At 70.1% G+C, this 24,742-nt stretch carries 28 protein-coding genes; 5 read left to right on the plus strand and 23 right to left on the minus strand.

Annotation, left to right across the window (positions count from 1 at the left end; genetic code table 11):
- Positions 1 to 7 precede the first annotated feature (7 nt).
- Both QM634_RS14225 and dxr read right to left on the minus strand, forming a co-directional pair.
- Complete coding sequence (locus tag QM634_RS14225; protein ID WP_415043432.1) at positions 8 to 1,228, minus strand: M50 family metallopeptidase; 1,221 nt, start codon at positions 1,226 to 1,228, stop codon at positions 8 to 10.
- Positions 1,225 to 2,403, minus strand: a complete 1,179-nt coding sequence (dxr, locus tag QM634_RS14230) for a 1-deoxy-D-xylulose-5-phosphate reductoisomerase (RefSeq protein ID WP_415043433.1) — start codon at positions 2,401 to 2,403, stop codon at positions 1,225 to 1,227. The genes QM634_RS14225 and dxr overlap by 4 nt, the downstream gene beginning before the upstream one ends.
- A 78-nt stretch (positions 2,404 to 2,481) precedes the next feature.
- Here dxr and QM634_RS14235 point away from each other — a divergent pair, with 78 nt between their 5' ends.
- Positions 2,482 to 2,751 (plus strand): DUF2631 domain-containing protein, encoded by a 270-nt coding sequence (locus tag QM634_RS14235; RefSeq protein ID WP_415043434.1) that lies wholly within the window; start codon positions 2,482 to 2,484, stop codon positions 2,749 to 2,751.
- A gap of 10 nt (positions 2,752 to 2,761) precedes the next feature.
- Here the strand turns inward: QM634_RS14235 and rlmN are convergent, their stop codons facing one another.
- Positions 2,762 to 3,868 (minus strand): 23S rRNA (adenine(2503)-C(2))-methyltransferase RlmN, encoded by a 1,107-nt coding sequence (gene rlmN / locus QM634_RS14240; RefSeq protein WP_415043435.1) that lies wholly within the window; start codon positions 3,866 to 3,868, stop codon positions 2,762 to 2,764.
- Between the two features lie 42 nt (positions 3,869 to 3,910).
- Positions 3,911 to 4,534, minus strand: a complete 624-nt coding sequence (locus tag QM634_RS14245; RefSeq protein WP_415043436.1) for a TetR/AcrR family transcriptional regulator C-terminal domain-containing protein — start codon at positions 4,532 to 4,534, stop codon at positions 3,911 to 3,913.
- A gap of 68 nt (positions 4,535 to 4,602) precedes the next feature.
- Here QM634_RS14245 and QM634_RS14250 point away from each other — a divergent pair, with 68 nt between their 5' ends.
- Positions 4,603 to 5,568, plus strand: a complete 966-nt coding sequence (locus QM634_RS14250) for a zinc-binding alcohol dehydrogenase family protein (protein WP_415043437.1) — start codon at positions 4,603 to 4,605, stop codon at positions 5,566 to 5,568.
- 9 nt (positions 5,569 to 5,577) lie between these two features.
- Here QM634_RS14250 and QM634_RS14255 read toward each other — a convergent pair whose 3' ends face one another.
- The 5 genes from QM634_RS14255 to rpsB all read right to left on the minus strand — a co-directional run bounded on the left by QM634_RS14255 (position 5,578) and on the right by rpsB (position 9,642).
- Positions 5,578 to 6,435 (minus strand): phosphatidate cytidylyltransferase, encoded by an 858-nt coding sequence (locus tag QM634_RS14255; protein ID WP_415043438.1) that lies wholly within the window; start codon positions 6,433 to 6,435, stop codon positions 5,578 to 5,580.
- A gap of 12 nt (positions 6,436 to 6,447) precedes the next feature.
- Positions 6,448 to 7,005: a ribosome recycling factor gene (gene frr, locus QM634_RS14260; RefSeq protein WP_415043439.1), complete on the minus strand. Its 558-nt coding sequence runs from the start codon at positions 7,003 to 7,005 to the stop codon at positions 6,448 to 6,450.
- Positions 7,006 to 7,021: 16 nt separating this feature from the next.
- Positions 7,022 to 7,768, minus strand: a complete 747-nt coding sequence (gene pyrH / locus QM634_RS14265; protein WP_415043440.1) for a UMP kinase — start codon at positions 7,766 to 7,768, stop codon at positions 7,022 to 7,024.
- Positions 7,769 to 7,905: 137 nt separating this feature from the next.
- Positions 7,906 to 8,730, minus strand: a complete 825-nt coding sequence (gene tsf, locus QM634_RS14270; protein ID WP_415043441.1) for a translation elongation factor Ts — start codon at positions 8,728 to 8,730, stop codon at positions 7,906 to 7,908.
- Between the two features lie 48 nt (positions 8,731 to 8,778).
- Positions 8,779 to 9,642: a 30S ribosomal protein S2 gene (rpsB, locus tag QM634_RS14275; RefSeq protein ID WP_415043442.1), complete on the minus strand. Its 864-nt coding sequence runs from the start codon at positions 9,640 to 9,642 to the stop codon at positions 8,779 to 8,781.
- A gap of 272 nt (positions 9,643 to 9,914) precedes the next feature.
- On the opposite strand from rpsB, the gene QM634_RS14280 reads away from it, so the two are divergent.
- Complete coding sequence (locus QM634_RS14280) at positions 9,915 to 10,421, plus strand: M23 family metallopeptidase (RefSeq protein WP_415043443.1); 507 nt, start codon at positions 9,915 to 9,917, stop codon at positions 10,419 to 10,421.
- Here the strand turns inward: QM634_RS14280 and QM634_RS14285 are convergent.
- Entirely contained in the window at positions 10,414 to 11,061 is a 648-nt protein-coding gene (locus QM634_RS14285; protein WP_415043467.1) for a M15 family metallopeptidase, read from the minus strand. The two genes, QM634_RS14280 and QM634_RS14285, sit on opposite strands and share 8 nt — an antisense overlap.
- A gap of 29 nt (positions 11,062 to 11,090) precedes the next feature.
- Positions 11,091 to 12,002, minus strand: coding sequence for a tyrosine recombinase XerC (locus QM634_RS14290; protein ID WP_415043444.1), 912 nt, complete (start codon positions 12,000 to 12,002; stop codon positions 11,091 to 11,093).
- Positions 12,003 to 12,182: 180 nt separating this feature from the next.
- Here QM634_RS14290 and QM634_RS14295 point away from each other — a divergent pair, with 180 nt between their 5' ends.
- Positions 12,183 to 12,887, plus strand: a complete 705-nt coding sequence (locus QM634_RS14295) for a response regulator transcription factor (RefSeq protein ID WP_415043468.1) — start codon at positions 12,183 to 12,185, stop codon at positions 12,885 to 12,887.
- Between the two features lie 302 nt (positions 12,888 to 13,189).
- Here QM634_RS14295 and QM634_RS14300 read toward each other — a convergent pair whose 3' ends face one another.
- The gene (locus tag QM634_RS14300) at positions 13,190 to 14,059 is read right to left on the minus strand and encodes a siderophore-interacting protein (RefSeq protein ID WP_415043445.1); all 870 of its coding nucleotides are present in this window, start codon (positions 14,057 to 14,059) and stop codon (positions 13,190 to 13,192) included.
- Positions 14,060 to 14,164: 105 nt separating this feature from the next.
- On the opposite strand from QM634_RS14300, the gene QM634_RS14305 reads away from it, so the two are divergent.
- Positions 14,165 to 14,758 carry a maleylpyruvate isomerase family mycothiol-dependent enzyme gene (locus tag QM634_RS14305; RefSeq protein WP_415043446.1) on the plus strand — a complete coding sequence of 198 codons (594 nt, stop codon included), beginning with the start codon at positions 14,165 to 14,167 and terminating at the stop codon, positions 14,756 to 14,758.
- Here the strand turns inward: QM634_RS14305 and dprA are convergent.
- The 11 genes from dprA to trmD all read right to left on the minus strand — a co-directional run bounded on the left by dprA (position 14,755) and on the right by trmD (position 24,742).
- Complete coding sequence (dprA, locus tag QM634_RS14310; RefSeq protein ID WP_415043447.1) at positions 14,755 to 15,897, minus strand: DNA-processing protein DprA; 1,143 nt, start codon at positions 15,895 to 15,897, stop codon at positions 14,755 to 14,757. The two genes, QM634_RS14305 and dprA, sit on opposite strands and share 4 nt — an antisense overlap.
- Positions 15,894 to 17,405 (minus strand): YifB family Mg chelatase-like AAA ATPase, encoded by a 1,512-nt coding sequence (locus QM634_RS14315; RefSeq protein WP_415043448.1) that lies wholly within the window; start codon positions 17,403 to 17,405, stop codon positions 15,894 to 15,896. The genes dprA and QM634_RS14315 overlap by 4 nt, the downstream gene beginning before the upstream one ends.
- A gap of 2 nt (positions 17,406 to 17,407) precedes the next feature.
- The gene (locus tag QM634_RS14320) at positions 17,408 to 17,809 is read right to left on the minus strand and encodes a YraN family protein (RefSeq protein ID WP_415043449.1); all 402 of its coding nucleotides are present in this window, start codon (positions 17,807 to 17,809) and stop codon (positions 17,408 to 17,410) included.
- A gap of 117 nt (positions 17,810 to 17,926) precedes the next feature.
- Positions 17,927 to 18,490, minus strand: coding sequence for a histidine phosphatase family protein (locus QM634_RS14325; protein ID WP_415043450.1), 564 nt, complete (start codon positions 18,488 to 18,490; stop codon positions 17,927 to 17,929).
- A gap of 3 nt (positions 18,491 to 18,493) precedes the next feature.
- On the minus strand, positions 18,494 to 19,921 hold the full coding sequence (locus QM634_RS14330) for a MutS-related protein (protein WP_415043451.1): 1,428 nt from the start codon (positions 19,919 to 19,921) through the stop codon (positions 18,494 to 18,496).
- An 80-nt stretch (positions 19,922 to 20,001) separates the two neighbouring features.
- Positions 20,002 to 21,585 carry a MutS-related protein gene (locus QM634_RS14335; protein WP_415043452.1) on the minus strand — a complete coding sequence of 528 codons (1,584 nt, stop codon included), beginning with the start codon at positions 21,583 to 21,585 and terminating at the stop codon, positions 20,002 to 20,004.
- Positions 21,586 to 21,723: 138 nt separating this feature from the next.
- Complete coding sequence (locus tag QM634_RS14340) at positions 21,724 to 22,029, minus strand: DUF2469 domain-containing protein (protein ID WP_415031130.1); 306 nt, start codon at positions 22,027 to 22,029, stop codon at positions 21,724 to 21,726.
- Complete coding sequence (locus tag QM634_RS14345; protein WP_415043453.1) at positions 22,026 to 22,703, minus strand: ribonuclease HII; 678 nt, start codon at positions 22,701 to 22,703, stop codon at positions 22,026 to 22,028. Before QM634_RS14345 ends, QM634_RS14340 begins: the two co-directional genes overlap by 4 nt.
- Before the next feature lie 8 nt (positions 22,704 to 22,711).
- Positions 22,712 to 23,479, minus strand: a complete 768-nt coding sequence (gene lepB / locus QM634_RS14350; protein WP_415043454.1) for a signal peptidase I — start codon at positions 23,477 to 23,479, stop codon at positions 22,712 to 22,714.
- A gap of 63 nt (positions 23,480 to 23,542) precedes the next feature.
- On the minus strand, positions 23,543 to 23,884 hold the full coding sequence (gene rplS, locus QM634_RS14355) for a 50S ribosomal protein L19 (RefSeq protein WP_415043455.1): 342 nt from the start codon (positions 23,882 to 23,884) through the stop codon (positions 23,543 to 23,545).
- A gap of 150 nt (positions 23,885 to 24,034) precedes the next feature.
- Entirely contained in the window at positions 24,035 to 24,742 is a 708-nt protein-coding gene (trmD, locus tag QM634_RS14360; RefSeq protein ID WP_415043469.1) for a tRNA (guanosine(37)-N1)-methyltransferase TrmD, read from the minus strand.

The following is a 24,742-nucleotide window of genomic DNA, read 5'->3' on the forward strand; positions in this document are numbered from 1 at the left end:
GATCCTTCTAGAAGATCTTGATCGGGTTGATGATGTCGGCGGTCAGGGTGAGCACCATGAAGACCGCCATCACCGCGACGACCGCGTAGGTCACCGGCATGAGCTTCATGTAGTCGACCGGGCCACCGGCGGCCTTGCCCCGCCAGCGACGGAGGGTGTCGCGCGCCTTCTCGTAGACGACGACCGCCATGTGCCCGCCGTCGAGCGGCAGCAGCGGCACCAGGTTGAACATGCCCAGGAAGAAGTTGATGCTGATCAACAGCAGCAGGAACAGCTCCCACACCCCGTGTTCGACGGCGTCGCCGCCGATCACCGAGGCGCCCCACATGCTGATCGGGGTGTCCGGCGAACGCTCGCCGCCGGTGACCGCCGTCCACAGCGCGGAGATCTTCGTCGGCAGCGACAGCAGCGCGTCCCAGGTGGCCGAGAACATGTCCCCGGCGAAGGCGAACGACGCGGGGATCGCCGACAGCACGTTGTACTTCACCGGCCCGGGCGGCGTGGGGTACTTGAGGCCGACCATGTTGCGGTGCGCGGTGGTGGTCGTGCCGTTCGGACCGGGACCGGTGACGGTGACCGGGGTCGGCGTCACGGTGATCGTCAGGTGCGCGCCGCCGCGCTCGACGCCCAGTGCGACCGGCCCGGTGGCCTTGCCCAGGATCGGGCTCAGATCCGAGGCGGTCGACACCGGCGTTCCGTTCGCCGACACGATCCGGTCACCGGCGCGCAGACCGGCCTCGGCGGCCGGGCCGCCACCGGCACAGGCGCCGACGTTCTCGCCCTTCTCGTTCAGCTGCGGGGCCACGCAGAAGGTCGACGCGACGACGGCGGGCGTCGGCTTGGGGTTGAGGTCGGGCAGTCCCCACCCGACGGCGAGGACGACGATCAGCAGGAAACCGAGGATGAAGTTCTGCACCGGCCCGGCGATCATCACCACGAGCCGCTTCCAGGGCTTCTGCTTGTACATCGCCCGAGACTCCTCGTCGGGCTCGAGCTCGTCGTAGGGCGTCATGCCGGCGATGTCGCAGAAGCCTCCGGCGGGGATCGCCTTGAAGCCGTACTCGGTCTCCCCGCGCCTGGTCGACCACAGCGTCGGGCCGAAGCCGATGAAGTACCGGCGCACCTTCATCCCGAGGGCCTGCGCGGCCCACATGTGACCGCATTCGTGCCAGGCCACCGACAGCACCAATGCGATCACGAATGCCGCGACCCCGAGGGCAAAACTCACTGGTTCAACTCCGTTGCTCTCACCATCTCGGCGGCCCGGGCGCGGGCCCACCGATCAGCGGCGAATACCTCTTCCACAGTACCCGGCCGGGCGCGCCATTCGTCGGCGCCGGCGAGCACCTCGGCGATGATCGGGACGATGCGGTCGAAGCCGATCCGCCCGTCGAGGAAGGCCTGGGCGGCGATCTCGTTGGCGGCGTTGTAGACGGCGGTCAGGCTGCCCCCGGCCGTGCCCGCCTCCCGGGCGACCGCGATGGCCGGGAACACCTCGTCGTCGACCGGCTCGAACGTCCATTGGGAGGCCGTCGAGAAGTCGCACGCGGTCGACGATCCGGGGATCCGGTCGGGCCAGCCCAGCGCCAGCGCGATCGGCAGCTTCATCGAGGGCGGCGAGGCCTTGGCGATGGTCGCCCCGTCGACGAAGGTGACCATCGAGTGCACGATCGACTGGGGATGCACGGTGACGTCGATGCGGTCGTAGGGGACGTCGAAGAGCAGGTGCGCCTCGATGACCTCGAGCGCCTTGTTGACCAGCGTCGCCGAATTGAGGGTGATCATCGGCCCCATTGACCAGGTCGGATGCTTGCCGGCCTGCTCCGGGGTGACATCGCGCAACTGCTCGGCGGACCACCCGCGGAACGGCCCGCCGGAAGCCGTCAGCACGAGTCGGTCCACCTCTGCGGCGGTCCCGCCGCGCAGACACTGCGCGATCGCGGAGTGCTCGGAGTCGACCGGCACGATCTGCCCGGGCGCCGCCGCGTCCATGACCAGCGAGCCGCCGGCGACGAGCGATTCCTTGTTGGCCAGCGCCAGTCGGGCCCCGGAGGCCAGCGCGGCCAGGCTCGGGGCCAGGCCGAGCGCACCCACCACGGCGTTGAGCACGACGTCGGCCGGTACCGCCTCGATGAGGTCGACCATCGCGTCCGGTCCGGCCAGCACCGGGCCGCCGAGGGCCTCGGAGACCTCCCGCGCACCCTCCGGGTCGGCGACCGCGACCGCCGAGGCGGGGATCCCGAATTGCCGCGCCTGCGTGATCAACGTCGCAGGATTGCCGCCCCCGGCGCCGAGTCCGACGACGCTGAAGCGGTCGGGGTGCTCGGCGATCACCTCCAACGCCTGGGAGCCGATCGACCCGGTCGAGCCCAGGAGCAGTACGCGTGTGGTCACGTCCGACATTCTCCCCCATCCCCGCGGGCCGCCGTGCGGCGGTTATGATGACTGCCGATACCCGTTCCCGCCAGAAGGAGCCGTCCCGTGGCTAGCACCGACGTCGAACACACCAGCGTTGACACCGGTTGGGTCCGCGAGCCCCTCGCCTCGCCGTCGGCCCGCTTCGGCTGGCACGACTTCGGCCGCAAGACCGGCATCGCCGGCGGCTGGTTCGCCGTCATCGGTCTGCTGGCGATGACGATCGGCAACCACGAGGGTCACGTCGAGGACGTGTTCCTGGTCGGCATCGCCCTCGGCCTGGCGTTCCTGCTGATCCGCACGATGGTCAATCCCGCGCGCAGCAAAGCCGCTTAGCGCCCCGTCCTCAGCGGTCTTCGGCCGCCAACTGGCCACAGGCCGCCGCGATCTCCTGCCCGCGCGTGTCGCGCACCGTGCAGGACACCCCCTGCGCGCGCACCCGCGCGACGAACTCCCGCTCCACCGGCTTGGGACTGGCGTCCCATTCCGAGCCCGGCGTCGGGTTGAGCGGGATCAGGTTCACGTGGACCAGTGAACCCAGCGCGTCGTGCAGCTTCTGGCCGAGCATGTCCGCGCGCCACGGCTGGTCGTTGACGTCGCGGATCAGCGCATATTCGATGGAGACCCGTCGACCGGTCGTGTCGGCGTAGTAGCGCGCCGCCTCCAGCACCTCGGCGACCGACCACCGGTTGTTCACGGGGACCAGCGTGTCGCGCAGCTCGTCGTCGGGGGTGTGCAGCGAGACGGCCAGCGTCACCGACATCCCCTCGTCGGCCAGTCGGCGGATCGACGGGGCGAGGCCGACCGTGGAGACCGTGACGTGTCGGGCGGAGATGCCCAGGCCGTCGGGGGCCGGTGAGGTGATCTTGCGGACGGCGTCGACGACGCGCTTGTAGTTCGCCAGCGGCTCCCCCATCCCCATGAACACGACGTTCGAGAGCCGACCGGGTTCGCCGAACTCTCCGTCGCGCAGGGTGCGGGCCGCCGATCGGACCTGGTCGACGATCTCCGCGGTCGACAGGTTGCGGTCCAGTCCGCCCTGGCCGGTGGCGCAGAACGGGCAGGCCATGCCGCAGCCGGCCTGCGAGGAGATGCACAGCGTGTTGCGGTCCGAATACCGCATCAGGACACTCTCCAGCAGCGTGCCGTCGTGCAGCCGCCACAGGGTCTTGCGCGTCGTGTGGTCGTCGGTGTCGATCGCCCGCACCGGCGTCATCAGCGTCGGGAAGAGCTGGTCGCCGACGTCCGCGCGGATGCCCGCGGGCAGATCGGTCATCTCCGCCACGTCTGCCGACAGTCGCGCGTAGTAGTGGTTCGCCAGCTGCTTGGCCCGGAACTTCGGCAGGCCGAGCTTCTCGACCGCCGCGACGGCCTGTTCGGTCGACAGGTCGGCGAAATGGGTGGGCGGCTTGCCACGCTTGGGTGCGTCGAACACCAGGGGCAAGGAGGTCATGGCTGCCATTCTCCCACGCCGGGGGCCGCAAACCCCATTCCGTCAGTCGGGCACCCGGGCCAGTGCGGGCACGATCACGTCCAGGTGGGCGGCGAACCGCTCGGCGGCCGGGCGATACGTCAGATGGCCGGCTTGAACGGTGAGCGGGTGGTCGTCGCCGACCGCCCGGTCCCGGTCGGCGAGCGAATAGCGCGCCGCGTCGGCACGCTCCTGCTCTTCGATGACGAATCCGACGACGAAGGCCGCGAGCGCCTCGAAGGAGTCGACGATCTGCCGCAGCGGCACTCCTTCACCGGTCCAGTGGGCCAGTGCCGCCTCCTGGCGCCGCAGGACCGACGGGTCGACGAGCCGGGTGCCGGAGAAGGTGCGGGCACCGTCGCGGTGGGCCAGGTACTCCTCGCGCGCGACGGTCGCGTAGCGGCGCAGGGCCGCGGCGAAAGACGCGTCGAAGGGACCGGCGAGCGCCCGCTCGGCGATGCGCCGGGAGACCTCGGTACCCATTTCGTCGAGCAGCGCCTGTTTGGAGGGCACGTGCCAGTAGAGGGCGGGGGCCTTGACGCCCAACCGCGCCGCCAGCGCCCGCACGGTCAGGCCGTCGATCCCCTCGTCGTCGAGCAGGTCGAAGGCGGTGGCGACGATTGTCTCGCGCGTCAGCTTGTCGGGCACCTTGACACTTTAACACCGTTAGAGGATGCTGGTCACCATCCTTAACAGTGTTAAATATAGGAGGCAACATGAAGGCAGCGATCATCTCCGGCCCGGATCAACCACCGGTGTACGGCGACGTCGAGGACCCGGTCGCCGGGCCCGGCCAGCAGCTCGTCGAGCTCGTCGGCGCCGGTATCCACAACGTCGTGCGGTCGCGCGCGTCGGGCCGCCACTACAGCTCCGATGGCGCCTGGCCGTTGGTGCCCGGCATCGACGCCGTCGTCCGCACGCCATCGGGCGGATTGGTCTACACCGCCACCCCCTCGGCCCGCCGCGGGACCATGGCCGAGCGAATCGCGTCGGTCGCCGGATTTGCCCTCCCCGTCCCCGACGGCACCGACCCGCTGGCCGTCGCCGCCGGGTGCAACCCGGGCCTGTCCTCGTGGGTGCCGTTGGGCAAACAGCGCGCCCGACTGGCCGACGTCGGCGGTCTCGGCGCCGTCCTGGTGCTCGGTGCGACCGGCATGGCCGGTCGACTCGCCGTCGCCGGCGCCCTCGCCATGGGCGCCGACGCGGTCGTCGCCGTCGGTCGCAACACCGACGTCCTCGCCGAGCTGGCCGCCACCCACGGCGACCGGGTCACGACGGTCGCGCTCACCGGCACCGACGAGGACTCGGCAGCGATTCGCGCCGCCTTCGACGGGCGGCCGCCGACGACGGTCATCGACTACCTGTGGGGTCCGGTGGCCGAGCGGACATTCGTCGCACTCGCACCGTTGGCCGAGGGCGCCGAGGTCGCCCACGTGGAGGTCGGCACGATGGCCGGCGCCGACGCCTCCGTGCCCGGCGCCCTGTTGCGCAGCCGCCGCTACACCCTCAGCGGCAGCGGCCTGGGCAGCGTGGATCCGAGTGACCTCTTCCCCGCGATCGGCGAGTTCATCGGCGCGATCGCCGACGGCACGCTGACGGTCCCCTACCGCGCCTTCCCGCTGTCCCAGGTGGACCGGGCATGGGCGTACACCGGGCCCGAGCGGGCCGTCGTGACCCCGTGACGGCGTCCGTCAGAGGAGAGCGGTCAGGACCGCCCAGACGATGAAGGCCGACGGGAGCAGGGAGTCCAGGCGGTCCATGATGCCGCCGTGGCCGGGCAGCAGGCTGCCCATGTCCTTGATCTCCAGGTCGCGCTTGATCTGCGACTCGACGAGGTCGCCGAGCGTCGCGCAGACGACCAGGACGGCGCCGAGGATCGCGCCGATCCACCAGCGGTTGTCGAGCAGGAAGACCACGCAGCAGATGCCGCCGATGATCCCGAGGGTCAGCGATCCGGCCAAGCCCTCCCACGACTTCTTCGGACTGATCGCGGGCACCATCGGGTGCTTGCCGAACAGGACACCGGCGGCGTAGCCCCCGATGTCGGAGCAGGCCACGACGATCATCAGGGTGAAGACGCGCTGCGAACCGTGGTCCTGCAGCACCATCGCGGCACCGAAGGACGCGAGTACCGGGATCCACAGGAGGACCAGCACGGACGCGGCGAGGTCGGGCAGGAAGTTGACCGGTGCGGCGTTGAGCCCCTGGCTCAGCAGGCGCCACACCATGGTGACCAGGACCGTGGCGACCAGTGCCACGAGCACGCCGGAGGTGCCCCACTCCCACGAGGAGGCGATGATGGCCGCGGTGCCCACGAGCAGCGGAACGACCGGAACGGCGAAGCCGCCCTCGCGCAGCCGCTTGATGACCTCCCACGACGCCACCACCACGGCCACGCCGACCACCAGGTACCACCACTTCGGCGCGAACAGCAGTACCGCGATGATCAGAGCGGCCAGCGCCGCCGCCACTCCGATGGCGGCGGGCAGGTTGCGTCCGGCCTTCGACTTGTTGGCGTCGGGGGCCGACGCGGTCGGTTGTGAGGTCATGTGCGGGCCCGCTCAGACTTCGAGCAGTTCGCCTTCCTTGTGCTTGACCAGTTCGTCGACCTGGGCGACATAGGTCGCGGTGGTCTTGTCGAGGTCCTTCTCGGCCCGGCTGACCTCGTCCTCGCCGGCCTCGCCGTCCTTCTGGATGCGCTTGAGCTCTTCGGCCGCCTTGCGCCGCACGTTGCGGATCGCCACCTTGGCATCCTCACCCTTGGCCTTGGCCTGCTTGACGAGCTCCTTGCGGCGGTCCTCGGTGAGCTGCGGTACGGACACGCGGATGAGGTTGCCGTCATTGGTCGGGTTCACGCCCAGGTCCGAGTTGCGGATCGCGGTCTCGATGTCGCCGAGCGACGACGTCTCATAGGGCTTGATCACCACGAGGCGGGCCTCGGGCGTGGTGATGCTGGCGACCTGGGTGACCGGTGTCGGCGACCCGTAGTAGTCGATGACGACCCGGTTGAACATCGACGGGTTGGCCCGGCCGGTGCGGATCGAGCCCATGTCGTCCTTCGCCCGGGCGACGGCCTTCTCCATCTTCTCCTCGGCGTCGAGCAGCGCATCGTCAATCATCGGTATCTACGTTCTCCTAGGTCGTGACGAGGGTGCCGATGCGCTCGCCGGCGATGGCGCGCGCGATGTTGCCCTCGGTCAACAGATTGAACACCAACATGGGCATCTTGTTGTCCATACACAGGCTGAAGGCCGTCGCATCGGCCACCTTGAGCCCCTTTTCGAGCACCTCGCGGTGGGTGATCTCGGTGAACATCGTCGCGTCGGGGTCCTCGCGCGGGTCGGCGGTGTAGACACCGTCGACGGCCTTGGCCATCAGCACGACCTCCGCCTTGATCTCCAGCGCACGCTGGGCCGCGGTCGTGTCGGTGGAGAAATACGGCATGCCCATGCCGGCGCCGAAGATCACCACCCGCCCCTTCTCCAGGTGGCGGACGGCGCGCAGCGGCAGGTAGGGCTCGGCGACCTGGCCCATGGTGATGGCGGTCTGCACGCGCGTCGTGACGCCGCGCTTCTCCAGGAAGTCCTGCAGTGCCAGGCAGTTCATCACGGTGCCGAGCATGCCCATGTAGTCCGAACGGGCGCGGTCCAGGCCGCGCTGCTGCAGCTCGGCGCCGCGGAAGAAGTTCCCGCCGCCGATGACGACGGCGATCTGCGCCCCGTCGCGCACGACCTCGGCGATCTGGTCGGCAACTGCGGCCACCACGTCGGGGTCGAGGCCGACCTCACCCCCGCCGAACATCTCGCCGCCGAGCTTCAGCAGGACCCGCTTGTACCCGTGCCGAGCAGTGCTGTCTCCCGAGCTGTCTCCCGACGCCGCCATGTGACTCCTCGCTCGCTCTCCCCCGCGCGGGCCGGCGGGCCGCGCGCACTCGTCTCATCTTAGGCCGAACACCAAGGGGCCCCGCCCCCGACCTGTCCGGACGGGAAACGGGGCCCTGGTTCAGCTGACGGGTCCGCCTAGGACTGCCCCACCTCGAAGCGGGTGAAGGCCTTCACCGAGGCGCCGGCCTCGTCCAGGACGGCACCGACGGTCTTCTTCGAGTCCTTCACGAACGGCTGGTTCACCAGAACCGCGTCCTTGAGGAAGCCCTTCAGACGACCCTCGACGATCTTCGGGAGGGCGGCCTCGGGCTTGCCCTCCTCCTTGGCGGTCTCCTCGGCGATGCGACGCTCGTTGGCCTTGACGTCCTCGGGGACGTCCGCTTCCGACGCGTAGCTCGCCTTGAGTGCGGCGACCTGCTGGGCGGCGTTGCGCGCGGCCTCGGCGGCGGCGTCGCCGTCACCGTCGTAGGACACGAGGACGCCGACGCCCGGGGGCAGGTCCGACGCACGCTTGTGCAGGTAGGTCGCGACCGGGCCGTCGTAGAAGACGACGCGACGCAGCTCGAGCTTCTCGCCGATCTTGGCCGAGAGGGCCGCAATCGCGTCGGCGACGGTGCCGTCGCCCAGCTTGGCGGCCTTGAGCTCCTCGACGTCGCTGGTCTTGGCCTGGGCGGCGGCGCCGAGGATCTGGTCGGCGAGCGCCTGGAACTCGTCGTTCTTGGCGACGAAGTCGGTCTCGGAGTTGAGCTCGATCATCGCACCGTCGCGCGCGGCGACCAGGCCCTCGGCGGTGGAGCGCTCGGCGCGCTTGCCCACGTCCTTGGCGCCCTTGATGCGCAGTTCCTCGACGGCCTTGTCGAAGTCGCCGTCGTTGTTGGCCAGGGCGTTCTTGCAGTCGAGCATGCCCGAGCCGGTTACCTCACGAAGCCGCTTGACGTCGGCTGCGGTGTAGTTCGCCATGTGTGGCGAGCCTCCTTTGTGGATTGGCTGGTTGGTTTGAGTGCCGGATTACTCGGCAGCCGAAGCCTCGGCGGCCGGGGCCTCGGTGGCCGGAGCCTCGGTGGCCTTGGCCTCCGCCTTGGCGTCACCCGCGTCGGCCTTGGCCTCGTTGAGCAGCTCCTGCTCCCACTCGGCGAGCGGCTCGCCCGCGCCGGCCTCCGGCTTGTCGTCACCGGCGCTCTGGCCGGCACGCGCCTGGACGCCCTCGGCGACGGCCGAGGCGACCACGCGGGTCAGCAGGGCCGCGCTGCGGATGGCGTCGTCGTTGCCCGGGATCGGGTAGTCGACGAGGTCGGGGTCGCAGTTGGTGTCCAGGATCGCGATGACCGGGATGTTCAGCTTGCGGGCCTCACCGACGGCGATGTGCTCCTTGTTGGTGTCGACGACCCAGATGGCCGACGGAACCTTGGCCATGTCGCGGATACCGCCGAGCGTGCGCTCGAGCTTGTTCTTCTCGCGGGTCAGCATCAAGATTTCCTTCTTGGTGCGACCCTCGAAGCCACCGGTCTGCTCCATGGTCTCGAGCTCCTTCAGGCGCTGCAGGCGCTTGTGGACGGTCGAGAAGTTGGTGAGCATGCCGCCGAGCCAGCGCTGGTTCACGTAGGGCATGCCCACGCGGGTCGCCTCTTCGGCGATCGATTCCTGCGCCTGCTTCTTGGTGCCGACGAAGAGCACGGTGCCACCGTGGGCGACCGTCTCCTTGACGAACTCGTACGCGCGATCGATGTAGGTCAGCGTCTGCTGCAGATCGATGATGTAAATGCCGTTGCGGTCGGTGAAGATGAATCGCTTCATCTTCGGGTTCCACCGGCGGGTCTGATGCCCGAAATGTGCGCCGCTGTCCAGCAGCTGCTTCATGGTCACGACAGCCATCGTCGAGACTCCTTGTTCTGTTGCAGTTGTCATCGCCCGACCGGGATTGGCGGGAGATCCTGATGCTCGCCACGACGACGGACCCGAGTCCTCGGGACTGCCCGTGCCGCGCCGACCAGCGAAGTTCGGTTGCGAGCATGCGAAGTCACGTCTTCCGCGCGAACGCGGAACAAGTGCGTCGACCAGTCTAACTGTGCAGGTCGCGGCCACCAAATCGGTTTCTCGGCGGCCGGCCGGGGAACCGTCGGGCACGCGCGTGCGTCCTAGTCGGTATGACCGGATCCCGACGCCTCGCCGCGACACTGATCGCCGTGTCGGTCGCCGCCCCACCGCCGGCGGTGGCCGCCCCGCGGTACGGCTGGCCGCTGCAGCCGCGCCCGCGCGTCGTCACCGCCTACGACCCGCCGGCCAAACGGTGGTTGGCCGGCCACCGCGGTGTCGACCTCGCCGCGGTCGAGGGTCAGCTGGTCCTGGCCGCGGGCGACGGCACGGTCACGTTCGCGGGCAAAGTGGCCGGCAAGCCGGTCGTGTCCATCCGCCATTCGTCGACGCTGTGGACGACCTACGAGCCCGTCGAGGCCTCGGTGAGGGCCGGGCAGACCGTGCGTCGCGGCGACGCCGTCGGCACGGTTCGGGTCGGTCACGAGGGGTGTCCGACGGCGGCGTGCCTGCACTGGGGTGCGCGGACCGGGCCGGGTCCGCGCGCGGGCTACCGCAACCCCCTCGGCCTGGTCGGAGGCCTGCAGGTGCGCCTCTACCCTGTCGACGGGACTAGTTGACCGCTGCCCTCAGGTGTGGGCGCGGCGTTTTGGATCCCGGGCCGTCGTAGTGCCACCACTCCCCCTCGTACTGGGAGAGGCCGCCGGACTCCATGGCCCGGCGCAGCATGGCGCGGTTTTGCTGGGCGACCATGCTGATGCCGGGCGCGTTGGCCTGCGAGGCCGGGGTGAAGTCGTCGAAGCCGGTGCCCATGTCGAGCCGGCGGCCGTCGCGCTGGGCGAGGGTGACGTCCACCGAGCGTGCCGCCTCGTGACTGGTGGCCTGGTTGCCGGGCCGCGCGACCCACGCAGGGTTCGGCACCTTCTCCCACATCTTCACCTGCGCCGAGTGCGGCCGATAGCAGTCCCAGAACACCAGCCGCAGCCCCTTGCCGCGCAGCTGGCCGCCGGCCTTGCGCAGGCCCGGGGCCATGGAGTTGTGCACGAGGCACCGCGCGTTCGCCGGGTAGAGCCGGACGTGGGTGAAGTTGTCCGGCGTCGCGTAGCGCATGTCGATGATCGCGTCGGGCACCGCGGTGCGCACGTCGACGAGTCCCTCGGCGGCGGCGGTGGCACTCACCGGCGGGGCCGCGTGGGCCGGGCCGGCGAGCAGGGTGATTCCCGCAGCCGTGGCGGCGAGGGCGAGGGCGGAGCGGATCATCGGCGTCATCACGGCGACCACGGTACCGGTTAGGCGCGCGGGTGCGCCTGGGCGTGCACGGCGCGCAACCGTTCGACGCTGACGTGGGTGTAGAGCTGGGTGGTCGCGAGCGAAGAGTGGCCGAGGAGTTCCTGCACGACGCGCAGGTCCGCTCCTCCTTCCAGGAGGTGGGTCGCCGCGCTGTGGCGCAGGCCGTGCGGACCCATCGCCGGTCCACCGGCCGCGTCGACCGCCTCGGTGACGACGGTGCGGGCCATGCGCTGGTCGAGTCGGCCGCCGCGCGCGCCGAGCAACAGCGCCGACCCCGAGTCGCCGGTGGCCACGAGCGGACGGCCGTGGCGCAACCACTCCGACAGCGCACGGGCCGCCGGTCGACCAAACGGCACGGTGCGCTGCTTGTTGCCCTTGCCGATGACCCGGATCACCTGTCGAGAGTCATCGATGTCGTCGAGGTCGAGCCCGCACAACTCCCCGACGCGGATTCCACTGGCATAGAGGAGTTCCAGGATCAGCCGGTCGCGCAGCTGGATGGGCGTCGGCTCCTCGCCGATCGCCTGGTCGCCGTCGACGACGGGAACCGCCGTGACGGCCTCGGCCTGTTCCGGGGACAGCACGTGCGGCAGGACACGGTGCGCTTTGGGGGCTTGGAGGCGGACCGTGGGATCGGTGGCGAAGAGTCCCTCCCGCGTCGCCCAGGCACCGAAGGTCTTGGCACTCGAGACCTGGCGGGCGATCGTCGTGCGGGCGATGCCGCGCCGCGTCTGCGCGGCGAGCCAGGCGCGCAACAACGGCAGGTCGATGTCGGCGACGGCGACCGCGCGTGCCCCCGCGAACGCGATCAGAGCCTTCACATCGCCGGTGTAGGCGCGGACGGTGTGCTCGCTGCGCCCCTTCTCCAGGCGCAGATGGGCCGCAAAGTCGTCGACGATGCCCGAGGTCATGGCACCAGTCCACGCCGGGCCGCGGCACGGCGCAACGGGGCGCGCCCGGTTGCGATCAGACCGTTATCGGCTCGGCGCGGCCGCCCAGACCCTCAGCAAACACCTATGTGCACGGTGGGCCCGCCCTTAGGGAAGGAGTCGATACTCAACGCCGTGAGCCAACCCCCCACTCGCGTGTCGATGACCCGCGCCGACGGTTCCCCGGTCCGCGTCCTCGTCGTCGACGACGAGGAAGTGCTCGCCGACATGGTGTCGATGGCGTTGCGCTACGAGGGCTGGTCGGTGACCACTGCGGGCGACGGCAACTCGGCGGTCAACGCCGCCCGGGCGGACCGCCCGGACGCGGTCGTCCTGGACATCATGCTGCCGGACATGAGCGGGCTCGACGTGCTGGCCCGCCTGCGCGGCCTGCACCCGGGGCTGCCGGTGCTGATGCTCACCGCCAAGGACTCCCCCGAGGACCGGATCGCCGGTCTCGAAGCGGGCGGGGACGACTACGTCACCAAGCCGTTCCGGATCGAGGAGGTCGTGCTGCGGCTGCGCGCGCTGTTGCGACGGGCGGGCATCACCACCGACGCCGAGAGCAACCAGATCGTCGTCGGCAACCTGGTCCTGGACGAGAACAGCCACGAGGTGACGCGCGACGGGGAGCCGATCGCCCTTACCTCCACCGAGTTCGAACTGCTGCGATACCTGATGCACAACCCGAAGCGGGTGCTGTCCAAGGGACAGATCCTCGACCGGGTGTGGCAATACGACTTCGGCGGACGGTCGAAGATCGTCGAGTTGTACATCTCCTACCTGCGCAAGAAGATCGACAGCGGCCGCGAGCCGATGATCCACACGCTGCGCGGTGCCGGATACGTCCTCAAACCAACGTCGTAGACCCCTCCTGACACTCCCGACACGGCAAGACGCCCCCGACCCGAAGGCCGAGGGCGCCAAGACGAGTGCCCAGGGGGAAGCCCTACTTGGACTTGTCCTTCTTCTGGACCTTCTTCTTCGCCTGGAAGGGAAGAATCAGCGAGGACTTGTGCTTGGCCTTCTTGGGCTTCGACATGGTGGGTCTCCTTCGAGTAATGGCACCGGGTCGATCGACCCGACACAGACGAATCTAGGAAGCCACGGTTAGCGCCGAGCCTGTGCAACGTATGTGTTGGTTATGTGTGGTTTCCGGGGTGTTTCGGCTACGCCGGGGCCTGTTCCTCGGCCTTGCGCAGCTCGGCCTTCCACTGCCGGAAGCCCTCCTCCGTGCGACCCCGCCGCCAGTAGCCGGAGATCGACGCGTTGGCCGCTCCGACCCCGCGCTCCTTGCGGATGTAGCCGCGCAGGTTGTGCATCACCGCCTGTGCCTCGCCGTGGATGAAGACCTGGGGCTCGCCGTCCCACCACGGGGCATTGCGTACGGCCGCGATCAGCGGCGCATTGTCACCGGCGGCATCGTCACCGACCTCGCCCGCGCCACCGCCGCGGTGGAGCCAGGTGACCTCGACACCCGACGGCACGGTGAGCGGCAACTCGTCGTCGGGACCGGCCACCTCGATGAAGGCCTGCCCCCGCGCGTCGGACCCGAGTGCCTCCAGCGCCGCCGCGACGGCGGGCAGTCCGGCCTCGTCACAGGCGAACAGGTGCCACGGGGCGTCCGGGCGCGGTCGATACCCGCTGCCCGGGCCGAGGAAGCGCACCGTCTCCCCGGGTTCTGCACGCTGGGCCCACGGGCCGGCCAGCCCCTCGTCGCCGTGCACGACGAAGTCGATGGCCAGCTCCTTGGCCACCGGGTCGTAGCGGCGGACGGTGTAGGTGCGCAACACCGGCTGCCCCGGCTCGCCGGAACCGCCGCGTAGCGCCGCCGGGTCGAGGTCGGCGGGGGCGGCCGAGCCGTCCGGCATGAACACGATCTTCACGTACATGTCGGTGTCCCAGTCCTGAGTCACCTCGTCGCGCCCCCGGATCGGGGCGAAGTCCTCGAATCCGTCACCGCCGAGGAAAACCCGCACGAAATGCGGACTGAGCCGCTCGGTCCGCAGCACCTGCATCGTGTTCAACCGCTTGGCCATTCAACCCTCCGTAGATCGACGCTCCCAGCCTACGCAGGTTCGCCTAACCCCCGCCGTCGATGGGTGGGGCGTAGCGTCAGGGCGACCCCATGGCAGGAGCAGGACATGAGCCCGACGAACGACGACCTCCGACGCGAGACCTTTGCCGAGCGCCGACGGCTGGTCGACCTGCTGTCCGGGTTGAGGCCGGAGCAGTGGTCGCACCCGTCGCTCTGCGACGGGTGGCGGGTCCGCGAGGTCGCCGCACACCTCGCGCTGCCCTACCGGCATTCCACCCCGCGGGTGGTCGCCGGCATCATCGGCGCCCGCGGCGACTTCAACCGCTTCTCCGACCGGATCGCCCACAAGGACACCGCATCGTGCTCGGACGCCGACCTGCTCGAGTCCCTGCGCGCCAATGTCGAACACCCGTGGACACCACCGCGCGGCGGGCAGGCCGGCGCACTGGCCCACGACGTCCTGCACGGCCTGGACATCACCGAGCCCCTCGGACTCGCACCGGCGCCAGTAGACCGGATCGCCCTGGCGGTGGGCGATCCGAGCGCTCGGCAGCTCAAGTACTTCGGCGTCGACCTCGAGGGCGTCGCACTGCACGCCTCCGACGCCGATATCCGGATCGGCACCGGCACTCCCATCACCCTGCCGGCCACGGACATCGCGCTGATCGTCGGCGGGCGCAAACCCGTGCCGCGTCCTTAGTCGTTCGGGCCGGCCAGCGCCCAGCCGTCACCGGTGTGGACGACGAAGCCGTCGACCTCCAACATCGCCAGCGCCGACAGCACGCCGTCGACGTCCACGGCCGAGCCGAGCGCGAGCTCCTCGATCGTCGCCGTGCCCCTGGCCGGGATCGCCTCGTACACGCGGGCGCGGTCGCCGGTGAGGGCGTCCGTCCGCCGCACCGCGCCGTGGTTGGGACCGCCCCGCCCGTCGGGGGCGGCCAGCGAGAGCACCGCCTGCGCGTCGCCCACCAGCACCGCCAGCTCGTCGGCGATCATCCGGTTGCAGCCCACCGACATCGCCGATGTGACCGGCCCGGGCACCGCTCCGAGGGGCCGGTCGAGCTTGCGCGCCCAGGCCGCGGTGTTGGCCGCGCCGCTGCGGCGGCCGGCCTCGACGACCACGACCGCCGAGGAGAGCGCCGCCACCAGCCTGTTGCGGGTCAGGAAGCGGTGTCGGGCGGCGGTGGTGCCGGGCGCGTACTCGCTGACGATCAGGCCCTCGCGGGAGATCGCGGCGAACAGCGCCGCGTGCGACGCCGGGTAGTCGAGGTCGATGCCGCACGCCATCACCGCCACGGTGCTGCCGCCGCTGCCGAGTGCCGCACGATGGGCGGTGCCGTCGATGCCGAAGGCACCGCCGGAGACGACCGTCCACCCGGCATCGACGATGCCGCCCACCAACCGCCCCGTCACGTGCTCGCCATACGACGTCGCGCCGCGGGCCCCGACGACCGCGATCGCCGACCGCACCTCGTCGGCGAGCCGACGCGAGCCGCGCACCCACAGCGCCAGTGGCGGTCCGCCCCGCGCCGCCGTGTCCCCCTCGCGCAAGCCCCAGAGTTGCCAACCGGGCCACTCGTCGTCGTCGGGGGTCACCAACCGCGCGCCGAGTCGTGCGGCCGTCTCCAGATCCCGTTCCGACGTGTCGGTGTCGACGCGCGCCCCGGTCGCGCCGAGGACGGCGCGATACCGGGCCGGCACCCGTCGGGATTGGACCGCCCGAGCGACCTCCAGCGGTCCCTCGGCCTCGACGAACTCGCGTAGTTCCGTGTGCGGCGGTTCGGCCACCCGCGACAGGTAGGCCCAGGCCCGCCGCGTCGCGTGGTCCGGCCCGGTCATGCGACGCCGCCGCGATCGCGGTACAGCAGCGCCTGGGCGACGTCGTCCTCGTCGGGTGTGTCCGCGCCGCGCAGATCCCCCATGGTCCAGGCCAGGCGCAACGCCCGGTCGGCGCCGCGGGCGGTGACCCGGCCGTCGCGCAGGAACAGCTCGACCGGTCGCATCGCCGCCCGGGCGAGGCGGAACTCGCCGCGCAGCGCGACACCGGGCACCTCCGAGTTGGTCCGCCAACCGCGATCGCCCCATCGGTCGACTGCGGCCGCCCGCGCGTCGACGACCCGCCGGCGGATCACCGCACTGGGCTCGCCGGTCTCGGTGAGCAGGGCGGTGTTGCCCGGCGGATTCATCCGCACCCGGATGTCGATCCGATCCATCAGCGGTCCCGACAGCTTGCCGAGGTAGCGGCGCCGGGCGACCGCCGTGCACACGCAGTCCACCTCGTGGGCGGGCGCGCACGCGCACGGGTTGGCCGCGAGCACCACCTGGATCCGCGCGGGGTACACGGCCACGCCGTCGCGGCGCGACACCCGCACCTCGCCCTCCTCCAGCGGCTGCCGCAGCGCGTCGAGCGCCTTGGCGCCCATCTCCGCGCACTCGTCGAGGAACAGCACGCCCCGATGCGCCAGCGACACCGCTCCGGGTCCGGCGATCCCCGTCCCACCGCCGAGCAGCGCGGTGACCGACACCGAGTGGTGCGGTGCGATGAAGGGCGGCTCGACGATGAGCGGGCGACTGCTGGGGAGCGTGCCCGCGATCGAGTGCACCGCGGTCACCTCCAGCGCCTCGTCGGCGGCGAGCGCCGGCAGGATGCCCGGCAGGCGCCGCGCCAGCATCGTCTTGCCGATGCCGGGCGGCCCGGTCATCAGCACGTGGTGCATCCCGGCCGCCGCGATCTCCAGCGCACGCCGCGCCTGGCCCTGCCCGACGACGTCGGCCATATCGGCGACCGGACCGGGTGGCTCGGTGTCCGGCGGTGTGCCCGCGTCGAGGGCCAGGTCTCCGTCGAGCCAGCGGCACACCTCGTCGAAGGTGTGGGCACCGTTGATCTCGATGCCGTCCACCAGTGCCGCCTCGGCGGTGTTGGCCATCGGCACGACTGCCCGCTCGAAACCGGCGCGGCGCGCCGCGACGAGGCACGGCAGCACTCCGCGCACCGAGCGGATCGCCCCGTCCAGGCCCAACTCGCCGAGGAACACCGTCGAGGGCACCTTGGCGACCGAGACCTCGTCCATCGCCGCCGCGATGCTCACGCCCATCGCCAGGTCGTAGCCCGGCCCCGATTTCGGCATGTTCGCCGGGGCGAGGGCGACGACGACCTTGAGCTCGGGGAACTTCTTGCCCGAGTTCACCACGGCCGGGCGCACCCGGTCGCGCGCCTCCCGCAGGGCGGTGTCGGCCAGCCCGGTGATCGAGAAGCCCGGGTTCCCACGACTGGTGTTCGCCTGCACCTCCACGACGCGTGCGGTGAACGCGTTGAGACCGACCGAGAACGCTCGTCCCAGGGCCACGGCTAGTCGACCACTCCGCGGTGGTGCCGCAATATCGGGGCACCGTTGCCGCCGTCGAGTCGGATCGAGACGATGTCGAACCGGAGCACCTCGAAGAACGGCAGCTCCTGGGCGGCACGCTGCTGCGCGACCCACATCCACGTCAGGTTCTTCATCCGGTCCAGCTTGTCCCCGGTGACCGCGGTGACGGGGTCGTCGTGGACCGCTCCGTTGCGCCTGGTCTTGACCTCGACGATCACGAGGTTGTCGCTTCCACCGTGCGGATTGGGTTCCAGCGCGATGACGTCCAGCTCGCCGTAGCGGTTGCGCCAGTTGCGAGCGCAGACGTGCCAGCCAAGCGTGAGCAGATAGTCGACGGCGATGTCCTCGCCGAGCGCACCGATTCGTTGTCGTGTGTCCCCCATGCCGACAGCGTGGTCCTCGACGACGGTTGGACCTCTCCCGCCGGCCGCCGCGGCGCACCAACGTGTGGATGCCGCGCGGTTGTGGATTCGGCCGAGGCAGTACCGGTGGCGACGACCTCAGTCGGGCAGGATATCCAGCTCGCGCACCGTCCAAGCGCCGTCGGTCCGATCGAGGATCTGGTACGACGCGGTCCGGACGGTCAGGTCGTCGTCGGCCACCCCGAATTGCACGAGCAGTGGACGGATCACCGCATCGTGGGTCACCACCGCCACCGGGCACCCCCTCGCGTCGGCGCGGTCGGCCCACTTGTCGAGTGTGGGCCGCGCCCGGGCCAGCACATCGGCGCTCGCCTCGACGCCGGGCGCGGCGTCCACCGAGCCGAACCGGGCGATGACCTCACTCTTGACCTGGCCGGTCCACTCGCCGTAGTCACGATCGTTGAACCCGTCGTCGACCTCGGGGGCCACCCCGAGCGCCCCGGCGATCAGCGTCGCCGTCTGCCGGGCGCGGGCGAGCGGGCTGGACACGACGAGGCCGGTTCCACTGTCGGCCAGTGCACCTGCCAGCGCGTCGGCTTGCCGGCGGCCGACGGCGTCGAGGTCGGGATCGGCGAGCCCGCGCAGCCGCCCGTCGGCATTGAGGGCGGTCTCGCCGTGGCGGCAAAGGTAGACGACGGTCATAATTCACACTCCTTGTGGGGACAGCGGTTCGGCGAAGATCTGGCGATAGAGGTCGTGGGCGTAGCTCGTCGGTTCCGGCTCCGCCGGGGTGAGCCGGAAGGTCCGCGTCCCGTCGGCGCGGCGCTGCGGCCGCAGGAAACATGCGGCGCGGGCCGCCGCCGGGTCCGAATCGTAGAACCGCCGAGCGAGCTCGAACATGTGCGTCACGAAGAACACCCGATGCCCCGATTCCAGCAGCCCGCCGATGATGCCCTCGGCGATGTCGGATCCCTCACTCTCGTTGGTCGATGCGAAGGATTCATTGAAGAGCACCATCGACGCCGGCCGGATCTCGTCGAGGATGCGACTCATCCGCGCCATCTCCTCGTCGAGCTTGCCGCTGACCATGGCCCGGTCCTCCTCCCGCTTGAAGTGGGTGAACACCGCCGACCGCACGTCCGCGTGGAACGACTCCGCGGCGACCGGCAACCCCGCCTGCATCATGAGCTGGGCTTGCCCGACCGCGCGCAGGAATGTCGACTTTCCGCCTTGATTGGCACCGCTGATCACCACGAGGCGCTCGGTACCCGCATCGACGCTGCTCGGCACGACGGGCAATCCGTGGGTCAGCGCGAGCGAGGCGTCGTAGAGTCCGTCGGCGGCGAAGGTCGCGGTGCCGAGCGGTTCGGCCACCGGCATGCACGCCGAGCCCAGCGACTCGAGCACCTCGCGCAGCCGCGCCGCGCCCAGGTAGAACGCCGCCTCCCACTGCAGCACCCGGAAGAACCGCTCCATCGTGTCCGCGGCGTCGGCCAACGTCCCGGCCGTCTCCCGCACCCCGCGGCCGCGCAGCTCGCCCAGGATCCGGCTCCCGGCCACGTCTCGCGGGGCGATCTGGAAGCTCTGCCCGTGATCGGCGAAGACGCGGTCCAGCAGACCTTTGCCGGCGCGCTTGACCGCGACGTAGTCGGTCCCCCGATTGCCGATCCCCAGCCGGGCACTCAGCAGCACCCCGTGGTCGAAGGACACCTCGTGCAGATGCTCGTCGACGTCGTGCAGTCGTTCGTCGGTGAGCAGCTCGCCGCACGCGTCGAGGAAGCCGACGAACGCCGGTGACGCGAAGCCGGTCCGGACGGCTTCGGACCACCTCGCCAGTTCGCGCAGCCGGTCCACCAGGGCGCGCACCACCGACAACGACCGGGTCATGTACTGCTCGGGCGACAAGCGGCCCAGCGAGTAGAAGATGTGGTGGCGCAGGTCCTCGATCGCCGCACCGGTGAGCCGGTACAGCTCGGTGAGCGCCTCCCGGTTCGCCGCGGCGTCCGCGACCGCGGCCTGGCGGAAGCCGATCACCGCCGGGTCCACGAGCAGGTCGAAGAGGGACACCGACATCACCTCGGCGATGTACCGGTCGCCACCGGCGACGGCCGTGACGAGGGGGCTCAGGCCCAAGTCCGCAAGGGTATCGGCCTCCCGCCGGCTCAATACGCGCGAATAGTCGGCATCGCGATCGGGGAACACCAACCGGACCCTCATGACCGCGCCCGCCGTGTCACGTCCTCGCGCGTCAACGCATATTTCTCGGCGATCGCGCGGGCGTAGGCCCTTCCGTCGGCGGGACGCCGGGTGACCCGGAAGGTGCGCCGCGCGGGATCGTGCGGATCGACCGCACTCACCATGCTGACCGTCGCCGGGGACAGTCGAGAGAGCTCCTCGACGAAGGTGACGTACAAGCAGAGGACGCCCGCGTCGACGAGCCGACCCAGCACGGTGCGCCCCAACAGCCGGGCGTCGTGGAGCGAGGTCGAGGTGAAGCTCTCGTTCATCACGACGAGACTGCGGTCGGTGACCTTGTCGAGCACGTCGTGGATCCGCATCAGTTCGTCGGCGAGCTTGCCGTGGCCGCTGGTCGCGTCCTCTTCCCGCTCGAAGTGCGTGTACACCTCGTCGACGGCGAACAGTTGCGCACCGCTGCCCGGGATCGGCACGCCGAGGGCCGCCAGGTGGTGCACCTGGCCGAACATCCGCGCGAAGGTCGTCTTGCCCCCCTGGTTCGGGCCGGAGACCACAATCGCGCGCTCCGGCGGGTCGAGGCGAAACCCGTTGCACACGACGGGGCCGACCGTCTCGGGCGCGTCGACCCGACTCAGCGCGAGCGCCAGGTCGAAGGCGTCGTCGACCCATGTCGCGCTCCCCCGGTCCGGGACGATCCCCGGATAGCAGAAGCGCAGTCCGGGTCCGGCGACCCGGCCCAGAAACGCCCGATAGGCGGTGTAGAAGCGCAGTTCGCGGTCGACGGCGGCCACGGTCGGGTCGATGACGTCCGCCGTCTGGGCGGTGAATCGGTTCAATCGCTCGAACGCATCGGGGAAGAGTCGCCCCACCCGGTCGAGGATCTGCGTCTCGACGTGGTTCAACCGCGCGTCACCGGCGTAGGAGAATTCGATCGGCGCCAGTCCTGAGGTGAACGGTGCCAGCACGGCGGACGTCTCGACGCTGATGGCGGGCTCGTCGGAGTAGCGGCGCACCCCGACGGTGTCCTTGTGGATGTGCACGCAATAGCGGACGGTGCCCAGTGCGGCGGTCACCTCGTCCAGCGACAGTCTCAGCCCGGTGAACCCCGCGCCGGCCACGAGCCGCTCGAGGTGGTCCGACAGCGCCCGCAACGCCGCCGACCGGGCGTCGGCCGCCGACAAGTCGGTGGCGAACCGCTGGACGGTTTCGGCGTAGCGCCGGCACACGCACAGATGCCACCCCATACGTTCGAGCCGGTTGTCGCAGGACAGCGCGCGTTCGCGCAACACGGCGATCTCGTCCATGCCGCGGTGGAACGCCTCGACCGCCGTCCGCACCCCCTCGAGCCGGTCGAAATCGTCGAACACCTCGTGCCGCAGCGCGATGGTGTCCGGGTCCACGGTTTGGTGGAAGAGTGGCCGCAGGCCGTGGGGATCGTCCGCGAGGACGACGGCGTCGACGACCGCCCGCAGGTTCAGGTCGTGGAAGCAGGCGGGCTCACCGCGGTCGTTCTCGTCGCCCGGGTGGACGAACAGGACCGAGGGTCCGTCGGCGCGCGCCGAGAGGATCTGGGGTTGGAGAGTCTGGGATTCGGTGGCCACGTCCGGCGCTCCTCCACGAGTTGATCGTGAGAGGAACCATCAGCCGGATGGCGGTTCAGGCGATTGCCTCGGCAGGATCCATTGCCGTGAGGCCACGGTACCCCGCGCACCGGCCGTCTGCCAGTGCACGGTCGAGGACTACTCGGGCAGGCGCAGCTCGGGCTGCTCGAGTTCCTCGACGTTGACGTCCTTGAACGTGATGACCCGGACCTGCTTGACGAAGCGGGCGGGCCGGTACAGGTCCCACACCCAGGCGTCGGTCAGCCGGAGCTCGAAGTAGACCTCGCCGTCGGCGTTGCGCGGTGCCAATTCGACGTTGTTGGCCAGGTAGAAGCGGCGATCGGTCTCGACCGCGTAGGTGAACTGGCCGACGATGTCCTTGTACTCGCGGTACAGGGACAGCTCCATCTCGGCTTCGTACTTCTCGAGATCCTCGGCACTCATGGTCCCAGCGTATCCCGCGTCGCGTGCGCGGCGACGTTGCGATAGGACATGCGGTGTTGCGGCGACGGTCCGAGCTCGGCGATCCGCGCCATGTGCAGGCTCGTCGAGTAGCCCTTGTGCACGGCGAACTCGTATCCGGGCAGCTCCTCGTCGAGCCCGGCCATGATGTCGTCGCGGGTCACCTTCGCCAGGATGCTGGCCGCGGCGATGCAGGCGGCGTTGGCGTCGCCGGCGATGATGGGCAGTGAGGGTACCGGCAGGCCCGGCACGACGAACCCGTCCGACAGGACGTAGCCGGGGGCCGGGCGCAGCGCGGCGACAGCTCGTCGCATGCCCTCGATGTTGGCGACGTGGATGCCGATCTCGTCGATCTCGGCCGCGTCGATGACCACCACCGAGTGGGCGAGGGCGTACTTGCGGATCGCGTCATAGAGCCGGCGCCGCAGCGGCGGCGCGACCTTCTTCGAATCGTTCAACTCGGCCAATGACCGGAGTTGGTTCGGCTTGAGCACACAGGCCGCGACGACGAGCGGCCCCGCGCAGGCACCGCGACCGGCCTCGTCGACTCCCGCGACCGGGCCGAGCCCGCTGTTGTGGAGCGCGAACTCGTAGGTGCGCAGCGACGCCGCCCGACGCACCGGCGGGCGGGGCGGCCATCGCAGGGAGGCTGACACCGCCGGCCCTACTGCTGCTGGGGGTTCACCGACCCGACGCCGCCGATGCGGCCGACCGGCCAGATCTTGAACCGGACCTTGCCGCGGATGTCGGCGCGCGGAATCGTGCCGTGGTACTTGTCGCCCATGTGGAACCGCGAGTCGGCCGACTGGGAGCGGTTGTCGCCCATCACCCAGACGTTGCCCGCGGGCACCGTCACCGGCCCGAAGTCGTCGCCGTAACACGGCGTGGGGATGCGGTTCTCCTGGTTGATGTACGGCTCGTGCAGCGGCTTGCCGTCGACCTTGAACCCGGCGGGATCGGCGTTGTGGCATTCGACGGTCTGGCCGCCGGTCGCGATCACGCGCTTGACCAGGCTGTACTCGTTGGGCGGGGCGAAGCCGAACCACGACAGGACGTTGAGGACCTTGCCGCGCACGGTGCTGCCGTCACGCGGCGGGCCGTCGGGGTTCCAGTCCTCGCCGCCGCGGAAGACGATCACGTCTCCCGGCTTGGGGTCGCCGAAGCGGTAGGCGAGTTTGTCGATCACGATCCGGTCGTTGGAGCAGCCCTCACAACCGTGCAGCGTCTGCTCCATCGACTCCGACGGCACGACGTACTGGCGGAACACGAAGGTCTGGCCGACCCAGCTGATCGCGAGCACGATGCCGACGATGATCGCCAGTTCGCGGAAGAAGGAACGACCCTCGTCGTCGGACTTGTCGTCCTTCGACGTCCAGGGGCGCTCGTCGGACTCGGTCGCCGCGGAGTCGTACTCGTCGTTTGCGTCAGCCACGACTCCAGAGCTTAGCGGGCCACCGGCCGATGTGCGGAGCCGGTCAGGCCACCGCCGCCTGCGTCAGCGCTTCTCCTTGATCTTCGCGGCCTTGCCACGCAGATCGCGGAGGTAGTAGAGCTTGGCGCGACGGACGTCACCGCGGGTGACGACGTCGATCTTGTCGATGTTGGGGCTGTGCACCGGGAAGGTGCGCTCCACGCCGACGCCGAAGGACACCTTGCGAACGGTGAAGGTCTCACGCACGCCGCCGCCCTGGCGTCGGATGACGACGCCCTTGAACACCTGGATGCGCTCCTTGGAGCCCTCGATGACCTTGACGTGCACGTCAAGGGTGTCGCCGGGGGCGAACTCGGGCAGGTCGTCGCGGAGGGACTGCTTGTCGAGGAAGTCCAGGGTGTTCATAACGGGTTGTCCAATCTGGCGTGTGCGTGAGTAGAGGAACCCAGCGACCTGCCCTTGGGGCCGGTTCGACCGGTTCATGCTCCGAGCATTTGGTGTCGACGCGGGGCCGGCGATGACCGTGACCTGCCGCGTGGCAACCGCTCTATTGTGTCAGGCCTGCTCCGGTGGCAGCAAATCGGGCCGTCGCGCGGCGGTGCGACGCAGCGATTGTTCGCGCCGCCACGCCCGGACCTTGGCATGGTCCCCGGACAGCAACACCTCGGGGACGTCCAGTCCCCGCCAGGTCACCGGGCGGGTGTAGCAGGGGCCTTCGAGCAGGCCGTCGGAGAAAGAGTCGTCCTGGTGGGAGACGGGGTTGCCGAGCACGCCGTCGATCAGCCGGGTGGTGGCCTCGATCATCGCCATCGCCGCGACCTCGCCGCCGATGAGCACGAAGTCGCCGATCGAGACCTCCTCGACGCGCATGCGCGTGGCCGCGTCGTCGACGACGCGCTGGTCGATCCCCTCGTAGCGACCACAGGCGAACACCAGATGCCGCTCGGTGCTCCACCGCCGGGCGGTCTCCTGGGTGAACGGCGCACCGGCCGGAGTCGGGACGACGAGGATCGGACCGTTCTCGAGATCGGTCCCGGTGCCGCAGACCTCGTCGAGCGCTTCACCCCAGACCTGCGGCTTCATCACCATGCCGGGTCCCCCGCCGTAAGGGGCGTCGTCGACGCTGCGGTGCACGTCGTGGGTCCAGTCGCGCAGATCGTGGACGTCGAGCGAGACGATGCCCTTGTCGATGGCCTTGCCGAGCAGCGCGGCGCGCAGCGGCGCGACGTACTCGGGGAAGATGGTGACGATGCTCAGGCGCAC

The sequence above is a fragment of the Gordonia sp. (in: high G+C Gram-positive bacteria) genome (assembly GCF_047606305.1).
Taxonomy (GTDB): Bacteria; Actinomycetota; Actinomycetes; order Mycobacteriales; family Mycobacteriaceae; genus Gordonia.